The sequence below is a fragment of the Mesorhizobium sp. M1227 genome, assembly GCF_040318315.1.
Classification (GTDB): domain Bacteria; phylum Pseudomonadota; class Alphaproteobacteria; order Rhizobiales; family Rhizobiaceae; genus Mesorhizobium.
Map to the genome: position 1 here is coordinate 1 of NZ_JAMYLZ010000016.1, position 14,620 is coordinate 14,620.

Genomic DNA, 14,620 nt, shown 5'->3' on the forward strand with positions numbered 1-14,620 from the left:
CCCTCCCGGGGTGGGGGGCGGGTATTTTTTAAAAATCCACTGTGCCGGGGGTGCGCTGCCGGATACCCCGGCCCACTATCTAAACACCGGGCGGGGGCGCCGGGTCACAGCGCGGCGCCCTTCGTGTATCGGAACGCCCAGTGTTTCGGGGCGCACCGAAACGCGTCACACGCACGATGACGAGGACCAGATGACGGTGAAGCCCCTCTACCGACGTGTCTTGCTGAAAGCGTCGGGCGAAGCGTTGATGGGCGAGCAGCATTTCGGCATCGACGTATCGGTGGTCGACCGCATCGCCGCCGACATCGCCGAGGCCCGCGCATTGGGCATCGAAGTCGGTGTCGTCATAGGCGGCGGCAACATCTTCCGTGGCGTCGCGGTTGCGTCAAAAGGCGGAGACCGCGTCACCGGCGACCATATGGGCATGCTTGCCACGGTTATCAATTCGCTGGCGCTGCGCACCTCGCTCAACAAGATCGGCGTCGACGCCGTGGTGCTGTCGGCGATCGCCATGCCCGAGCTTTGCGAAAGTTTTTCGCAGCGTCAGGCGACCGCCTACATGAACCAGGGCAAGGTCGTCATCTTCGCCGGCGGCACCGGCAATCCGTTCTTCACCACCGATTCGGCTGCAGCCCTTCGCGCCGCCGAGATCGGCGCCGATGCTCTGTTCAAGGGCACCCAGGTCGATGGTGTCTATTCGGCTGATCCCAAGAAGGACCCGCATGCGACACGTTTCGAGCGGATCAGCCATGACGAAGTCATCAAACGCGGGCTTTCGATCATGGATACGGCGGCGATTGCACTTGCGCGCGAAAACAACATTCCGATAATCGTCTATTCGATCCACGAGAAGGGTGGCTTCGGCGATATCCTGAGGGGCGGCGGCCGTTGCACGGTTGTCGCAGACGATTGACCGGACCATGAACCCGAAAGGGACCGGTTGCGGATGAGGCTCGAACAGGGCCTAAGCAGTGAACCCGGGTTAACGGGTCGAGGAGACGATGATGAGTGGCGAGTACGATGATCTCAAACGGCGGATGGACGGGGCGATCGCCGCGTTCAAGCATGATCTGGCTTCGCTGCGCACCGGCCGCGCGTCGAGCAACCTGCTCGATGCCGTCCAGGTGCAGGCCTATGGCACCACCATGCCGATCAACCAGGTGGCAACAGTGTCGGTGCCGGAACCGCGCATGATTTCGGTTTCGGTCTGGGACAAGTCGATGGTCAGCGCAGTCGACCGCGCCATCCGTGAAGCCAATCTCGGCTTCAATCCTATCGTCGACGGTACCAATCTCAGGATTCCGCTGCCCGAGCTCAACGAACAGCGCCGCAAGGAGCTGGTCAAGATCTCGCACGGTTATGCCGAGAATGCCCGCGTCGCCGCACGCCACGTTCGCCGGGACGGCATGGACTTTCTGAAAAAGGCGGAAAAGGACGGCGACATCAGTGAGGACGACCATCGCAAACGGGCCGACCAAGTTCAGAAACTGACCGACGAGACAATCAGCACCATCGACCACCTGCTTTCCGACAAGGAAGCGGAAATCATGCAGGTCTAGGGTCTGGCCACGCCTGGCCCGGAAGCGAGAATATGGCAACGCCCGCGCATGTCGCGATCATCATGGACGGAAACGGACGCTGGGCCAAGGCGCGCGGCTTACCGCGGCTGGCCGGTCACCGCGCCGGCGTCGAGGCGCTGCGCAAGACAGTGCGCGCCGCCCCCGGCCTCGGCATCTCCTTCCTGACCGTCTACGCTTTTTCGTCGGAAAACTGGTCACGGCCGAAATCCGAAGTCAGCGACCTCATGGGCCTGCTGAAGCTTTTCATCCGACGTGACCTCGCCGAGCTGCACCAGAGTGGGGTGCGGATCAGGGTCATCGGTGACAGGGCAGGGCTGCAGCCCGACATAAGGGGGCTGCTCGAGGAAGCCGAAACGCTCACTCTCAGCAACGAGGCGCTGACACTGGTCATTGCCTTCAATTACGGCGGGCGCGACGAGATCGTGCGCACCGCGCGCAAGCTCGCAGCGGCGGTGGCGCGCGGTGAGATCGAGAGCGAGGCGATCACGGCCGATTCCTTTGCCAGCTCGCTCGATACAGAGGGCATTCCGGACCCGGAACTGGTCATCCGCACCAGCGGCGAGCTTCGGCTGTCCAACTTCCTGTTATGGCAGGCCGCCTATAGCGAACTCGTTTTCCTGCCTTGCTACTGGCCCGACTTCAGTCGCGAGCACCTGTCCGATGCACTGCGCGATTTCGCCGGCCGCGAGCGCCGCTTCGGCGGACTTGCCGCCCAAGATGTCGCCTCAGGCTGAGGAATGAGCAACCTCCAACTCCGGGTCATTTCGGCCGTCGTGCTTGCCATCGTCACGCTTGCCCTGACCTGGCTCGGCGGACTGTCCTTCCGGTTGCTTTGCGCTGCCATGGCGGCGGTGATCTTCTACGAGTGGACGCGGATGAGCCGCCCCGTTGCCCCGGCAGGTGCTGATGCTACGGCAGGTCTCGGCTTTCTGCCCGAGGCGCTGATCGTGGTCTTTATTGGTGCCCTCGTCGCCGGCCTGCCTGCGTCTTTGCTGCTGCCGCTCGTCGCGGCTCTGGTTGCTGTCACTGCCGTCGCTTCTTCTATGCGCAGGGCAGGACCGTGGGAAGCATCCGGCCTTGCCTATGCGGCCGTGTCCGGCTTGTCGCTGGCCTTCTTGCGTGACGGCGACCATTCAGGGCTGCTGGCCATTCTGTTCCTATTCGCCGTGGTTTGGGCGACCGATATCTTTGCCTATTTCGTCGGCCGCTCCATCGGTGGTCCAAGGCTGGCGCCGTCGATCTCGCCGGGCAAGACGCGGAGCGGGGCGCTCGGTGGGGTGGTCGGCGGCGTAGTGGCCGGGCTGCTTCTGGCCGCCGTAGCCGGAACGGGCAACCTCGTCGTGCTTGGCGTGGTCGCACTGGTGCTTTCGATTGTCGCGCAGGCCGGCGACCTGTTCGAATCATGGGTCAAGCGACGCCACGGCCGTAAAGATTCCGGCACGCTGATACCCGGCCATGGCGGCATCATGGATCGGGTAGATGGGCTTGTCGCGGCGGCTTTCGCCCTATACGTCATCGGCTGGATTTCCGCGACCGCCGACCATCCGGCACAGGGGCTGTTTCCGGTTTGAACGGCATCGTCGGTGGGCCGGCGCGGGGCTGCGTCATGGATTCGCCTGGATTGATGTCACAGTCGCGGCGTGATCTCTGCCGTGGATGAATTTGAGGGCATGAATTGAACGAGATTTTTAACGCGGTTTTCAGCACAGAGGGCTTTGTCCTCGGCACGCTGGTGCCTTTCCTGTTCGTGCTGACCGTGGTCGTTTTTGTCCACGAAATGGGCCATTACCTCGTCGGGCGTTGGTGCGGCATCGGCGCAAAAGCCTTTTCGATCGGTTTCGGCCCAGAGATCATCGGCTTCAACGATAGCCGCGGCACGCGCTGGAAGCTTTGCGCCATACCGCTCGGCGGCTACGTCAAGTTCGTCGGCGACATGAACGCGACGTCGAGCCAGCCCAGCTCCGAGGAGATCGAGGCGCTGAGCGAGGAGGAACGCAAGGTCGCCTTCCACACGCAGCCGATCTGGAAGCGCGCGGCGACCGTCGTGGCGGGGCCGCTGTTCAACTTCCTGCTGACGATCGCCGTCTTTGCCGTGCTGTTTTCCGTCCATGGCCGGCCCGTGCTGGAGCCGATGGTGGCTGAGGTCACCGTCGGCAGTCCGGCCGCCGCGGCCGGCATCATGCCCGGCGACCGATTCGTCAGCGTCGACGGCAGCAAGGTCGAGACCTTTGCCGACGTCCAGCGTCTGGTCTCTGGCCGCGCCGGCGACAGCATCACCTTCGTCATGCTACGCGCCGGCAAGGAAATCACCGTCACGGCGACGCCGCGCCTGATGGAACAACAAGACGCACTGGGCAACAAGGTCCAGGTAGCCGTGATCGGTGTCGTCAACAACAAGGAACTCGGCCAGCCACGGCTGATCACCTATAGTCCGGCCGGGGCGGTCGGGGCAGCGGTCCAGGAAACCGGACACGTCATCCAGCGTACCGGCCAGTTCCTGCAACGTTTCGTTGTCGGTCGCGAGGACAAGTGCCAGCTGGGCGGCCCCATCAAGATCGCCAAGATGTCGGGTCAGGCGGCAAAGCTCGGCTTTGAATGGCTCGTGCAGCTTGTTGCATTCCTGTCAGTCGGGATAGGGATTCTCAATCTTTTGCCGATTCCCCCCCTCGACGGAGGGCATCTTCTGTTCTACGGCGTGGAGGCTGTCATCCGGCGGCCGGTGTCCGAACGCATGATGGAAATGGCTTACCGAAGCGGCCTCATATTGGTGCTCGGGTTCATGGGCTTTGTTTTCTGGAACGATCTGTTTGGGTGCTGAAATCATGAAGGAATTTGGCTTCGGCACGAGCAATGTTGAGACGCCGTTTACCATGCGTGGGGATATGCGTGACGCGAAAGCCACGCCGCAGGGTTAAGTAAATACAAATTAACCAGAAGCCTTGCGTGTAGGGAAAATCCGGTTAATACGGTAGGGGAAATTACCGCACGTCCGGTTTTCTCGCCGTGGGGACTTCGAGAAAAGGTACAAAAGCCCGATGAAGGCAGCATCCAAGTTTTTGAGCGCCGCGTCCGCGGTGGCTATGTCCGCCGCTCTGGTTGTACCAGGCGCGCTCGCAGTGCAGTTCGTTGCCACATCGGCCGCCGAGGCGGCTGTCGTCTCCAGAGTCGAAGTCACCGGCAATCAGCGTGTCGACGCGGACACCATCCGCAATTACGTGACGATCAAGCCCGGCAAGGCGTTTTCCAGTTCGGATATTGACGATGCGGTCAAGGCGCTGTTTGGCACCGGGCTGTTTTCGGATGTGCAGATCAACCAGGTCGGATCGACGCTGGTCATCAAGGTGTCCGAATACCAGGTCGTCAACCAGGTGCTGTTCCAGGGCAACAAGAAGCTCAAGGACAACGCGCTTGAGGCCGCGGTGCAATTGAAGCCGCGCGGCACCTTCTCGCAACAGCAACTCGATGCCGATGTCGAGGCGGTCAAGGCCGCATACCGGCGTATCGGCCGCGACGATGCCGCCGTGACCACCCAGATCATGGATCTCGGCGACAACCGGGTAAACGTGGTCTTCAACATCAACGAAGGCGGCCGCACCCAGATTGCCGCGATCAATTTCGTCGGCAACAGCGCCTATTCGAGCCGCCGTCTGTCGGACATCATCTCCACCAAGCGCTCGTCCTTCCTGTCGTTCGTGCTGCGCGACGATGTTTATGACGAGGACAAGCTGCGCGCCGACCAGGAGCTGCTGCGCCGCTTCTATTATAATCACGGCTATGCCGACTTCCAGGTCGTCTCGGCTGTCGGCGAACTCGACGACACAACCAACAAATACACCGTCACCATCACGGTGCAGGAGGGCGAGCGTTATACGTTCGGGGATGTCAGCGTCGAAAGCACGATCCCCGAGGTCGACGCCAAGTCGCTTGAATCGGTGGTCGAGACCCACAAGGGCGATGTCTACAACGCCAAGAACGTCGAGGACACGATCATCGCCTTGACCGAAAAGGTCGCTGGATCCGGCTATGCCTTCGCCCAGGTGACGCCGCGCGGCGACCGCAACTTCGAGAACCACACGATCTCGGTCGTCTATACGGTCGACCAGGGCACCAAGGCCTATATCGAGCGCATCGAGATTCGCGGCAACGATCGGACGCGCGACTACGTCATTCGCCGCGAGTTCGATGTCAGCGAAGGCGACGCTTTCAATCAGGTCCTCATCCAGCGCGCGAAGAGGCGGCTGGAAGCGCTCGATTATTTTGAAAAAGTCGAAATTTCCACCGTTCCGGGTTCTGAGCCGGATCAGGTTGTGCTGGTGGTGGATGTGGTCGAGAAATCGACCGGTGAGTTCACCGTCGGCGCCGGTTATTCGAGCGGCGGTGAAACGTCAGGTCCGTCCGTCGAAGGTTCCGTCAGTGAGCGCAACTTCCTCGGTCGCGGCCAATTCATCAAGGTGGCAGCGGGCGGTGGCAAGAACTCGCGCGACTACAGCTTCTCTTTCACCGAACCCTATTTCCTCGGACGCCGCATCGCGGCCGGCTTCGACATCTACAAGCAGAGCCGAAACTACGACCATTACGACAGCGACACGACAGGCGCGACCGTTCGCTTCGGCCTGCCGATCACAGACAATATCTCGACGCAACTCGCTTATAATATTGCGCAAGAGAAGTACGAGTTCGATGAGGGCTGCGACCCAGCGGCCGGTTGCGACGTGTCCCAGGCGATCCAAAACGGCGTTAACGAGAGCCCATGGCTCAAGTCTTCGGTCAGTCTCGGCCTGATCTACAATACGATCGACGACATGAAGAACCCGCATGACGGTATTTATGCCAATGTCGGCACGGAAGTGGCCGGCCTCGGCGGCGATGCCAAGTTCATCAAGGTCACGGCGCGCGGCAGCATTTATCAGACGCTGTCCGAACAATTGGACCTGGTGGGCCTCATTTCGGGCGGCGCCGGCCATGTCCAAGGCTATGGCAACGGCGATCTGCGCGTCTTCGACCATTTCCAGAGCAGCGACCGTATGATCCGCGGTTTCGAATACGGCGGCATCGGCCCGGTTGCTTCGGACAACAGCAATGACCATCTCGGCGGCACCACCTACTTCAATGCCTCGGCGGAAGCTCAGTTCCCGCTGCCGGTCATCCCCGAAAGCTTCGGTTTGCGTGGCGCTGTGTTCGCCGATGCGGCAACGCTCTACGGCAGCAAAATCGCAAGTGGCCTTGTCAATTCTTCGACAACCGGCATGGAATGGCGCGCTTCCGTCGGTGTCGGTTTGATGTGGGCATCGCCTTTCGGCCCGATCCGCATCGACTATGCGATCCCGGTCAAGAAGGAAAAGACCGACGACGTGCAGGAATTCAACTTCGGCATATCGACCCGCTTCTGATGTGCGGGCAATGATGCTTCCGGCTCGTTTGGATCCGGATGGCAGTGATCCGACACTACAGCGCAGCGCGTCCTATCGGACGCGCAAAGGACGTTGTAGCATTTTGATTTGCGCATGATCCTTTCCGAGGGTCGATTTCCGATTTCGGGGTCATGCGGTAGCTGGATATTGCTTCTGGAATGACCGATCCGGTGTTCTTCGCGCCCTCACGTCGGTATACGGCCGGCGAAGTCGCGAATCTGACCGGCTCGACGCTTGTTGATTCCGGTCTCTTCGATGTATCGATCGAGGCTCTGGCGCCCGCCAACGAAGGCGGCGAGAACGCCCTTGTCTTCGTCGATGGCAGACGCAATTTCGCCCTGATGCAGTCACTGCGGGCGGCGGCGGTTCTCTGCCCTGCCGAATTTGCCGGCAAGGCGCCGGCGGGCATCGCGGTGCTGGTGCATCCGCGCCCGCAGCAGGCCTTCGCAATGGTCGGGCGTCTGCTTTTTCCGGCCGCTGCAACGCCTGGACCGATGACCGGCGAAACCGGTATCTCGCCGCACGCCCATATCGATGCGACCGCCCATGTCGAGGCCGGTGCGATCATCGAAGCGGGTGCGATCATCGGACCTCGCGCTGCCATCGGCAGCGGGACCGTCATTGCCCCGCATGCGGTCATCGGTCCGTCCTCGCAGATTGGCCGTGACGGCTATGTCGGTCCAGGTGCCAGCGTGCAATATGCGTTGATTGGCAATCGCGTCATCATCCATGGCGGTGCCAGGATCGGCCAGGATGGCTTCGGTTTCGTGGCCGGCGCCAAGGGTCCGGAGCGGGTTCCGCAGATCGGCCGTGTCATCATCCAGGACGACGTCGAGATCGGGTCGAATACGACCGTCGATCGCGGCGCCATGTCCGACACGATCATCGGCCAGGGCACCAAGATCGACAATCTGGTGCAGATCGCGCACAACGTTCGCATCGGCCGCAATTGCATTATAGCCGGGCTTTCGGGTATTTCCGGTTCCGTGACGGTAGGCGACAACGTCACCATGGGTGGCGGTGTCGGCCTTGCGGATCATTTGACCATCGGGTCCGGGGCCAAGCTTGCGGCAAGAAGCGGGTTTATGAGCAATGTGCCTGCCGGTGAGATTTGGGGAGGATATCCGGCGCAGCCGATGGCGGAAGCCATGCGCGAGATAGCGGCCTTGCGCAGACTTGCACGGACGCGCAAACAGGGTGAGGGGGGAAATGGCTGACATCGCAGCGGCGACGCTCGAAGCGGTTGACATAATGCGGCTGATGAAGCTCCTGCCGCACCGCTATCCGTTCTTGATGATCGACCGTATTGTCGACATAGATGGCGACGAATCCGCCGTCGGCATCAAGAACGTCACCATAAACGAGCCGCATTTCCAAGGTCATTTCCCCGACCAGCCGGTCATGCCCGGCGTGCTGATCATCGAGGCGATGGCGCAGACGGCCGGCGCCATCTGCATCCGCAGCCTTGGTACGGAAAAGCCGTCGCTGGTTTATTTCCTGACCATCGATAATGCCAAGTTCCGCAAGCCGGTCGTTCCAGGCGACCAGCTGAAAATTCATGTGAAGAAAATCAAGAAACGCGGCAATCTTCTCAAATTCGCTTGCGAGGCCCTCGTCGATGGCGCCAAGGCGGCGGAAGCCGAGATCTCGGCGATGATGGTCGCAAGCGGCTGACAAACGAATGCTAATGAAAATCCAGACAGTCATCCATCCATCCTCGGTCATCGAGGCAGGCGCCCAAATCGGCGAAGGCGCCCGCATCGGGCCCTTCTGTCACGTCGGCCCCGACGCCGTGATCGGCGACCGCGTCGAACTGGTCAGCCATGTCTCGGTGATTGGCGCGACCACCATCGGTGCATCGACCAAGGTCTATCCGATGGCGATACTGGGCGGGCCGCCGCAGAACACCAAGCACAAGGGCGGCCGTACCACGCTGGTGATCGGCGAGAACTGCACGATCCGCGAAGGTGTCACCATGCATGTCGGCACCGATTCCAGCCGCGGCGAGACGACGATCGGCGACAACGGCAATTTCCTTGCCTATGCCCATATTGCCCATGACTGCGTGGTCGGCAAGAACGCCACCTTCGCCAATCAAGCGACGTTAGGCGGGCATTGCGAAGTCGGTGACAATGTCTACATCGGCGGCCTTACCGCGGTTCATCAGTTTGTCCGCATCGGCGATAACGCCTTTCTCGGCGGTTGCTCGGCGATCGTCGGCGACGTCATTCCTTACGCCATCGCCGTTGGCAACCGTGCCAGCCTTCGCGGCCTCAACATCATTGGCCTGAAGCGCGCCGGCCTGCCGCGTTCGGAGATCCACTTGCTGCGCAAAGCCTACAAGACGATCTTCGATCGCTCCCGGACCGTCGGCGAAAACATCGAATTTGCCAAGGCGGAATTCGCCTCGTCGCCGACTGCCATGAAGATCGTCGACTTCATCGCCGGTCGCGGCAAGCGGCACTACGCCGTGCCGTCCCTCAAGGGTAGCGACGGCGACGACACCGATGATGAAGACTGAGGGCAGATGACGAAGATTGAGGCTGCCGGAAAAGGCCTTGATCTCGCGCCAGATGCCAAGGTCGGCATCATCGCCGGCGGCGGCAGTCTCCCGGTCGAAATTGCCCGAGCGCTCGCCCGGCAAGGCAAATTGCCCTTCGTCGTGATGGCGGCCGGCGAGGTCGATCGCATAGCCGATTTCGAGCCCTATGAGCAGGCAACCTTGAGGCTGGAAGACGTCGGCTCGCTGCTGCCGATCCTTAAGCGGCACCACGTCACGCATCTCGTAACCGCGGGTCATATCACGCGCCGCCCCAGGCTGAGCGCCATGCGCCTCAATTTGGGCCTGCTCGCGTGGCTACCCAGCCTCTTCGTCGGTGTAACCCGGGGGGACGATACGGTGCTGAAACTGTTCGTCCGCAGGATCGAGCGCAGCGGCATCAAGGTCATCGGCGCTCACGAGATCGTGCCGGAGCTGGTCGCCGCCGAAGGCCTGCTGACCAAGGCGGCGCCACGCAAATCCGACTGGCGCGACATCGAGGCGGCGCACGCGGCGGCAAAAGCCATCGGCGCGCTGGATATCGGCCAAGCGGCTGTTGCGGTCGGCGGCCGCGCCATTGCGTTGGAAGGCGTCGAAGGCACCGACGGGCTGCTCGAGCGGACAAGGGAGTTGCGCGGGCACGGCAGGCTGGCCGGCGGGAGCCGCGGTGTTCTGGTCAAATGCGCCAAGCCCGGTCAGGAACTGCGTGCCGATCTGCCCTCCATCGGCCCGCTGACCGTCGAGGCGGCGCATGCCGCCGGACTGGCCGGCATTGCCGTCGAAGCCGGTCGCTCGCTGGTGCTCGAAGGTCCCGCCACCATCGGACGTGCCAATGCGCTCGGCCTGTTCGTGATTGGCCTGCCTGCTACGGAGCCGGCGCATGGCGAATGAGCGGCCGTTGAAGATAGCCGTCGTCGCCGGCGAGGAGTCCGGCGACCTACTTGGCGCCGACCTTGTGCAGGCGCTCAAGCGCATGACCGGGCGCGAAGTTCGGCTTGTCGGCATCGGCGGCCGCCATTTGCAGGCGCTCGGCCTGGCGCCATTGTTCGACGGCAGCGAGATCGCACTGATGGGGCTTAGCGCCATCCTGCGCGACCTGCCGCGCCTGATGCGGCGGATCGGCCAGACGGCAAACTCGATTGCCGGTGAAAAGCCCGATTGCCTTATCACCATCGACAGTCCGGATTTCTCGCTGCGCGTCGCCAAGAAGGTGCGTGCCGCCGATCCGACTATCCCGATCGTCCACTATGTCTGCCCGAGCGTGTGGGCGTGGCGGCCGGGCAGGGCGGCGGCGATGAAGCCATATGTCGATCACATTCTTTGCATCCTGCCGTTCGAGGTGAAGGAACTCGCTCGCCTGGGCGGGCCGCCCGGCACCTATGTCGGGCATCGCCTTACACACGATCCGGGCATAGTCAGTGCCGCAAGGGCGCAGGCGCAGCCGCGTAACCTCGCCGCTGACCGTGTGAAAACGTTGCTTGTATTGCCCGGTTCGCGTCGCGGCGAGGTGCGGCGCCTGGTTGGGCCGTTCGGCGAAACGCTGTCGATCCTGCGGGCGCGCGGGCACCGCTTGCGCCTGCTGTTGCCGACGGTGCCGCACGTCGCCGACCTGGTCAGGACCTCGGTCGCGAGCTGGGACGAGAAGCCGGAGATCATCCTTGATGCCGAACGCAAATGGCAGGCCTTCGGCAAGGCGGATGCGGCGCTGATCGCGTCGGGGACGGTATCGCTGGAACTGGCACTGGCGGGTGTGCCAATGATCTCCTGCTACCGGCTCGATCCGGTCATGCGCATGGCGCAGCCGCTGATCAAAGTATGGAGCGCAGCCTTGCCCAATCTCATTGCCGACCGACCGGTTGTGCCGGAACACTACAATCAATATGTGCGGCCGCATTATCTGGCGCGGCAGTTGGAAGCGCTGTGCTCCGATACCGCCTACCGCACCTGGCAGAAGCATGGTTTTGCCGACATTGCCGGGCGTATGGCAACCGCCAAGCCGTCAGGCGAGATTGCCGCGGGGGTGGTGATGGGGATGGTGAGGAAGTGAGTGAATTATGAATAGTGAATAGTGAATTGTGAATAGCGGTTTCTATGGACAGGGAGCGACGCTTCGCTACTCCCATTCACCATTCACCATTCACCATTCACCACCTTCACCGCTTCGCGATTGGCACGTAGTCCCGTTCCGGCGCGCCGGTATAGAGCTGGCGCGGGCGACCGATCTTCTGGTGCGGATCCTCGATCATCTCCTTCCACTGCGCGATCCAGCCGACGGTGCGGGCGACCGCGAACAGCACGGTGAACATGGTGGTCGGAAAGCCCAGCGCCTTCAGCGTGATGCCGGAATAGAAATCGACGTTCGGATAGAGCTTCTTCTCGATGAAATAGGAATCGGTCAGTGCGATCCTTTCCAGCTCCATGGCGATGTCGAGCAGTGGATCGTCCTTGATGCCGAGCTCGCCCAGGACCTCGTGCGCGGTCTTCTGCATGATCTTGGCGCGCGGATCGTAATTCTTGTAAACGCGGTGGCCAAATCCCATCAATCGGAACGGATCGTTCTTATCCTTGGCGCGCGCAATGAATTCCGGGATGTGATCGACATGACCGATCTCGCCCAGCATGTTCAGGGCTGCCTCGTTGGCGCCGCCATGTGCGGGACCCCACAGGCAGGCGATGCCGGCAGCGATACAGGCAAAAGGATTGGCGCCCGACGAGCCGGCCAGGCGGACGGTCGAAGTCGAGGCGTTCTGTTCGTGATCGGCGTGCAGGATGAAGATGCGCTCCATCGCGCGGGCCAGCACCGGATTGATCTTGTATTCCTCGCAAGGCACGGCGAAGCACATATGCAGGAAATTGGCTGCGAAATTCAGCTCGTTCTTCGGGTAAATGAATGGCTGGCCGATGTGGTATTTATAGGCCATCGCCGCGATCGTCGGCATCTTGGCGATCAGCCGCATTGACGCGACCATGCGTTGATAGGGGTCCGAGATATCGGTGGAATCGTGATAGAAGGCCGACAGCGCGCCGACCACGCCGCACATCACCGCCATCGGATGCGCATCACGGCGGAAGCCGGTGAAAAAGCGCGACATCTGCTCATGCACCATAGTGTGGCGCGTCACCCGGTAGTCGAAATCGTCCTTCTGCGCCTTGGTCGGGAGTTCACCATAGAGCAAGAGATAGCAGACTTCGAGGAAGTCGCCGTGCTCGGCCAATTGGTCGATCGGGTAGCCGCGGTGCAAAAGAATGCCGGCATCGCCATCGATGAAGGTGATTTCCGATTCGCAGCTCGCCGTCGACGTAAAACCGGGATCGTAGGTAAAGACGCCGGCGGTGTTGTAGAGCGAACCGATATCGATGACGTCAGGTCCTACCGAACCACTTCGTATCTTGAATTCATGGGTTTTGCCGCCGAGTTCCAGCTTGGCCGTCGATGCCTGGGTTTTGCCGCCAAATTCCATTTTTGTCGCAGGTTCGGTCATAGCAAACTCCTTTTTGTTTCCTCAGGCCGGCAAAGGCAAAATATCTGAACCCAACACGTCAAAAGCATCGGAATACGCACATTTGCGCCCGCAATTGAATCTGCGCGGCAGATTAGGCCAAGACCCAATGTTGCACTGCGAAACACACCTTTCAATGCCAATCTTCTTGGGCCAGTTTGCTAATCGATTTGATCAGCGATCCGCGCCAGGCTTTCCTCGCGGCCAAGCACGGCAAGCACATCAAAGACACCTGGCGAGGTACTTTTGCCGGTGAGCGCGGCGCGCAAAGGTTGGGCCACGGCGCCGAGTTTATGGCCGGCGGCCTGCGCATAGTCGCGGATCGCGGCTTCGGCTGAGGCGGCAGACCACTCCGAAACCGTGGCTAGTGCCGCATGAGCGCCCCGCAGGATCGCGCGCGCCTCACCGCTGAGCAGCGCCGCCGCCTTCTCGTCGACCGGCAGCGGCCGTTCGACGAAAAGGAATGCAGCCCCTTCAACAAGTTCGACCAGCGTTTTGGCGCGCTCCTTCAGGCCCGGCAACGCGGCAAGCAGTTGCGCCCTGCGTCTGTCGTCGAGGCGAGCGGCGATTGCCGGGCCGCCTTCTAGATAGGGCAGAGTGGCGATGAAGATGTCGAGCAGCGCCGCGTCGTTCATCCGGCGCATATGCACGCCGTTAAGCGCCTCGAGCTTGGCGAAGTCGAAACGGGCGGCGCCCTTGTTGACGTCGCCAATGTCGAACCATGTAATCATGTCGGCGATCGACATGATCTCATCGTCGCCGTGGCTCCAGCCAAGCCTCGCCAGATAGTTGAGCAGCGCCTCCGGCAGGTAGCCCATGGCGCGATAGGCTTCGACGCCAAGCGCACCGTGCCGCTTCGACAGCTTGGCGCCGTCGGCACCGTGGATCAACGGGATATGCGACATCGACGGCACCTCCCAGCCCATGGCGTGATAGATTACGGTCTGGCGTGCGGCGTTGGTCAAATGATCGTCGCCGCGGATGATGTGGGTGATGCCCATGTCGTGATCGTCGACGACGACGGCATGCATGTAGGTGGGATTGCCGTCCGAGCGCAGAATAATGAAATCGTCGAGATCCTTGTTGGGAAAGCGCACGTCGCCCTGGACGCGGTCATGCACCACCGTCTCGCCGTCTGTCGGCGCCTTGATGCGGATCGCCCCCTTGGCGCCGGGCGGCGCCTCCGACGGGTCGCGGTCGCGCCAGCGCCCATCATAGCGGGGCGGAAGCCCCTTGGCTCGCGCTGCCTCGCGCATCGCCTCCAGCTCCGCCGGCGTCGCGTAGCAGTAATAGGCCTTGCCCACGCGCACCAGCTCCTCGGCCACCTCGCGATGGCGCGGCGCGCGCTCGAACTGCGAGACAGGCGCGCCGTCCCAGGTGAGTCCGAGCCAGGAAAGCCCGTCGAGAATGGCTGCCGTCGCCGCATCCGTCGACCGCTCACGGTCGGTATCCTCTATACGCAGCAGCATCGTGCCGCCCGTGTGCTTGGCGTACAGCCAGTTGAACAGCGCCGTGCGCGCGCCGCCAATGTGCAGATAGCCGGTGGGCGAGGGGGCAAAACGGGTGACGACCTTATCGGGCATGGAACTC

General features: G+C 61.9%; 13 protein-coding genes. 11 read left to right on the forward strand and 2 right to left on the reverse strand.

Going from position 1 to position 14,620, the window contains the following annotated elements; translation table 11 throughout:
- The first annotated feature begins 190 nt into the window (after nt 1-190).
- The 11 genes from pyrH to lpxB all read left to right on the forward strand — a co-directional run bounded on the left by pyrH (nt 191) and on the right by lpxB (nt 11,577).
- The gene (gene pyrH, locus NKH28_RS19130; protein ID WP_023674934.1) at nt 191-913 is read left to right on the forward strand and encodes a UMP kinase; all 723 of its coding nucleotides are present in this window, start codon (nt 191-193) and stop codon (nt 911-913) included.
- Nucleotides 914-1,004: 91 nt separating this feature from the next.
- On the forward strand, nt 1,005-1,559 hold the full coding sequence (frr, locus tag NKH28_RS19135) for a ribosome recycling factor (protein WP_084640965.1): 555 nt from the start codon (nt 1,005-1,007) through the stop codon (nt 1,557-1,559).
- A 32-nt stretch (nt 1,560-1,591) separates the two neighbouring features.
- Complete coding sequence (locus NKH28_RS19140) at nt 1,592-2,314, forward strand: isoprenyl transferase (protein WP_023674936.1); 723 nt, start codon at nt 1,592-1,594, stop codon at nt 2,312-2,314.
- Between the two features lie 3 nt (nt 2,315-2,317).
- The gene (locus NKH28_RS19145; RefSeq protein WP_352980038.1) at nt 2,318-3,151 is read left to right on the forward strand and encodes a phosphatidate cytidylyltransferase; all 834 of its coding nucleotides are present in this window, start codon (nt 2,318-2,320) and stop codon (nt 3,149-3,151) included.
- Nucleotides 3,152-3,255: 104 nt separating this feature from the next.
- Nucleotides 3,256-4,398: an RIP metalloprotease RseP gene (gene rseP / locus NKH28_RS19150; RefSeq protein ID WP_352980040.1), complete on the forward strand. Its 1,143-nt coding sequence runs from the start codon at nt 3,256-3,258 to the stop codon at nt 4,396-4,398.
- Between the two features lie 217 nt (nt 4,399-4,615).
- Complete coding sequence (gene bamA, locus NKH28_RS19155; RefSeq protein WP_352613732.1) at nt 4,616-6,970, forward strand: outer membrane protein assembly factor BamA; 2,355 nt, start codon at nt 4,616-4,618, stop codon at nt 6,968-6,970.
- 179 nt (nt 6,971-7,149) lie between these two features.
- Complete coding sequence (lpxD, locus tag NKH28_RS19160) at nt 7,150-8,208, forward strand: UDP-3-O-(3-hydroxymyristoyl)glucosamine N-acyltransferase (protein WP_352474278.1); 1,059 nt, start codon at nt 7,150-7,152, stop codon at nt 8,206-8,208.
- Entirely contained in the window at nt 8,201-8,665 is a 465-nt protein-coding gene (gene fabZ / locus NKH28_RS19165; protein ID WP_352502391.1) for a 3-hydroxyacyl-ACP dehydratase FabZ, read from the forward strand. The genes lpxD and fabZ overlap by 8 nt, the downstream gene beginning before the upstream one ends.
- 13 nt (nt 8,666-8,678) lie before the next feature.
- A complete protein-coding gene (gene lpxA / locus NKH28_RS19170) occupies nt 8,679-9,512 on the forward strand; it encodes an acyl-ACP--UDP-N-acetylglucosamine O-acyltransferase (protein WP_352474276.1) in 834 nt (277 codons plus the stop codon).
- 6 nt (nt 9,513-9,518) lie between these two features.
- Entirely contained in the window at nt 9,519-10,421 is a 903-nt protein-coding gene (locus NKH28_RS19175) for an LpxI family protein (RefSeq protein ID WP_352685773.1), read from the forward strand.
- On the forward strand, nt 10,411-11,577 hold the full coding sequence (gene lpxB / locus NKH28_RS19180; protein ID WP_352980042.1) for a lipid-A-disaccharide synthase: 1,167 nt from the start codon (nt 10,411-10,413) through the stop codon (nt 11,575-11,577). Before NKH28_RS19175 ends, lpxB begins: the two co-directional genes overlap by 11 nt.
- Nucleotides 11,578-11,683: 106 nt before the next feature.
- Here lpxB and gltA read toward each other — a convergent pair whose 3' ends face one another.
- A complete protein-coding gene (gene gltA, locus NKH28_RS19185) occupies nt 11,684-13,012 on the reverse strand; it encodes a citrate synthase (RefSeq protein ID WP_023674946.1) in 1,329 nt (442 codons plus the stop codon).
- A gap of 179 nt (nt 13,013-13,191) precedes the next feature.
- Nucleotides 13,192-14,613, reverse strand: a complete 1,422-nt coding sequence (gene gltX, locus NKH28_RS19190) for a glutamate--tRNA ligase (protein WP_352474272.1) — start codon at nt 14,611-14,613, stop codon at nt 13,192-13,194.
- Between the last annotated feature and the right edge of the window lie 7 nt (nt 14,614-14,620).

Excerpts from the sequence above, each read along its gene's own strand:
- pyrH (WP_023674934.1), top strand. The coding sequence starts at position 191 with ATGACGGTGAAGCCCCTCTACCGACGTGTCTTGCTGAAAGCGTCGGGC.
- frr (WP_084640965.1), top strand. The coding sequence starts at position 1,005 with ATGAGTGGCGAGTACGATGATCTCAAACGGCGGATGGACGGGGCGATC.
- NKH28_RS19140 (WP_023674936.1), top strand. The coding sequence starts at position 1,592 with ATGGCAACGCCCGCGCATGTCGCGATCATCATGGACGGAAACGGACGC.
- NKH28_RS19145 (WP_352980038.1), top strand. The coding sequence starts at position 2,318 with ATGAGCAACCTCCAACTCCGGGTCATTTCGGCCGTCGTGCTTGCCATC.
- bamA (WP_352613732.1), top strand. The coding sequence starts at position 4,616 with ATGAAGGCAGCATCCAAGTTTTTGAGCGCCGCGTCCGCGGTGGCTATG.
- lpxD (WP_352474278.1), top strand. The coding sequence starts at position 7,150 with ATGACCGATCCGGTGTTCTTCGCGCCCTCACGTCGGTATACGGCCGGC.
- fabZ (WP_352502391.1), top strand. The coding sequence starts at position 8,201 with ATGGCTGACATCGCAGCGGCGACGCTCGAAGCGGTTGACATAATGCGG.
- lpxA (WP_352474276.1), top strand. The coding sequence starts at position 8,679 with ATGAAAATCCAGACAGTCATCCATCCATCCTCGGTCATCGAGGCAGGC.
- NKH28_RS19175 (WP_352685773.1), top strand. The coding sequence starts at position 9,519 with ATGACGAAGATTGAGGCTGCCGGAAAAGGCCTTGATCTCGCGCCAGAT.
- lpxB (WP_352980042.1), top strand. The coding sequence starts at position 10,411 with ATGGCGAATGAGCGGCCGTTGAAGATAGCCGTCGTCGCCGGCGAGGAG.
- gltA (WP_023674946.1), bottom strand. The coding sequence starts at position 13,012 with ATGACCGAACCTGCGACAAAAATGGAATTTGGCGGCAAAACCCAGGCA.
- gltX (WP_352474272.1), bottom strand. The coding sequence starts at position 14,613 with ATGCCCGATAAGGTCGTCACCCGTTTTGCCCCCTCGCCCACCGGCTAT.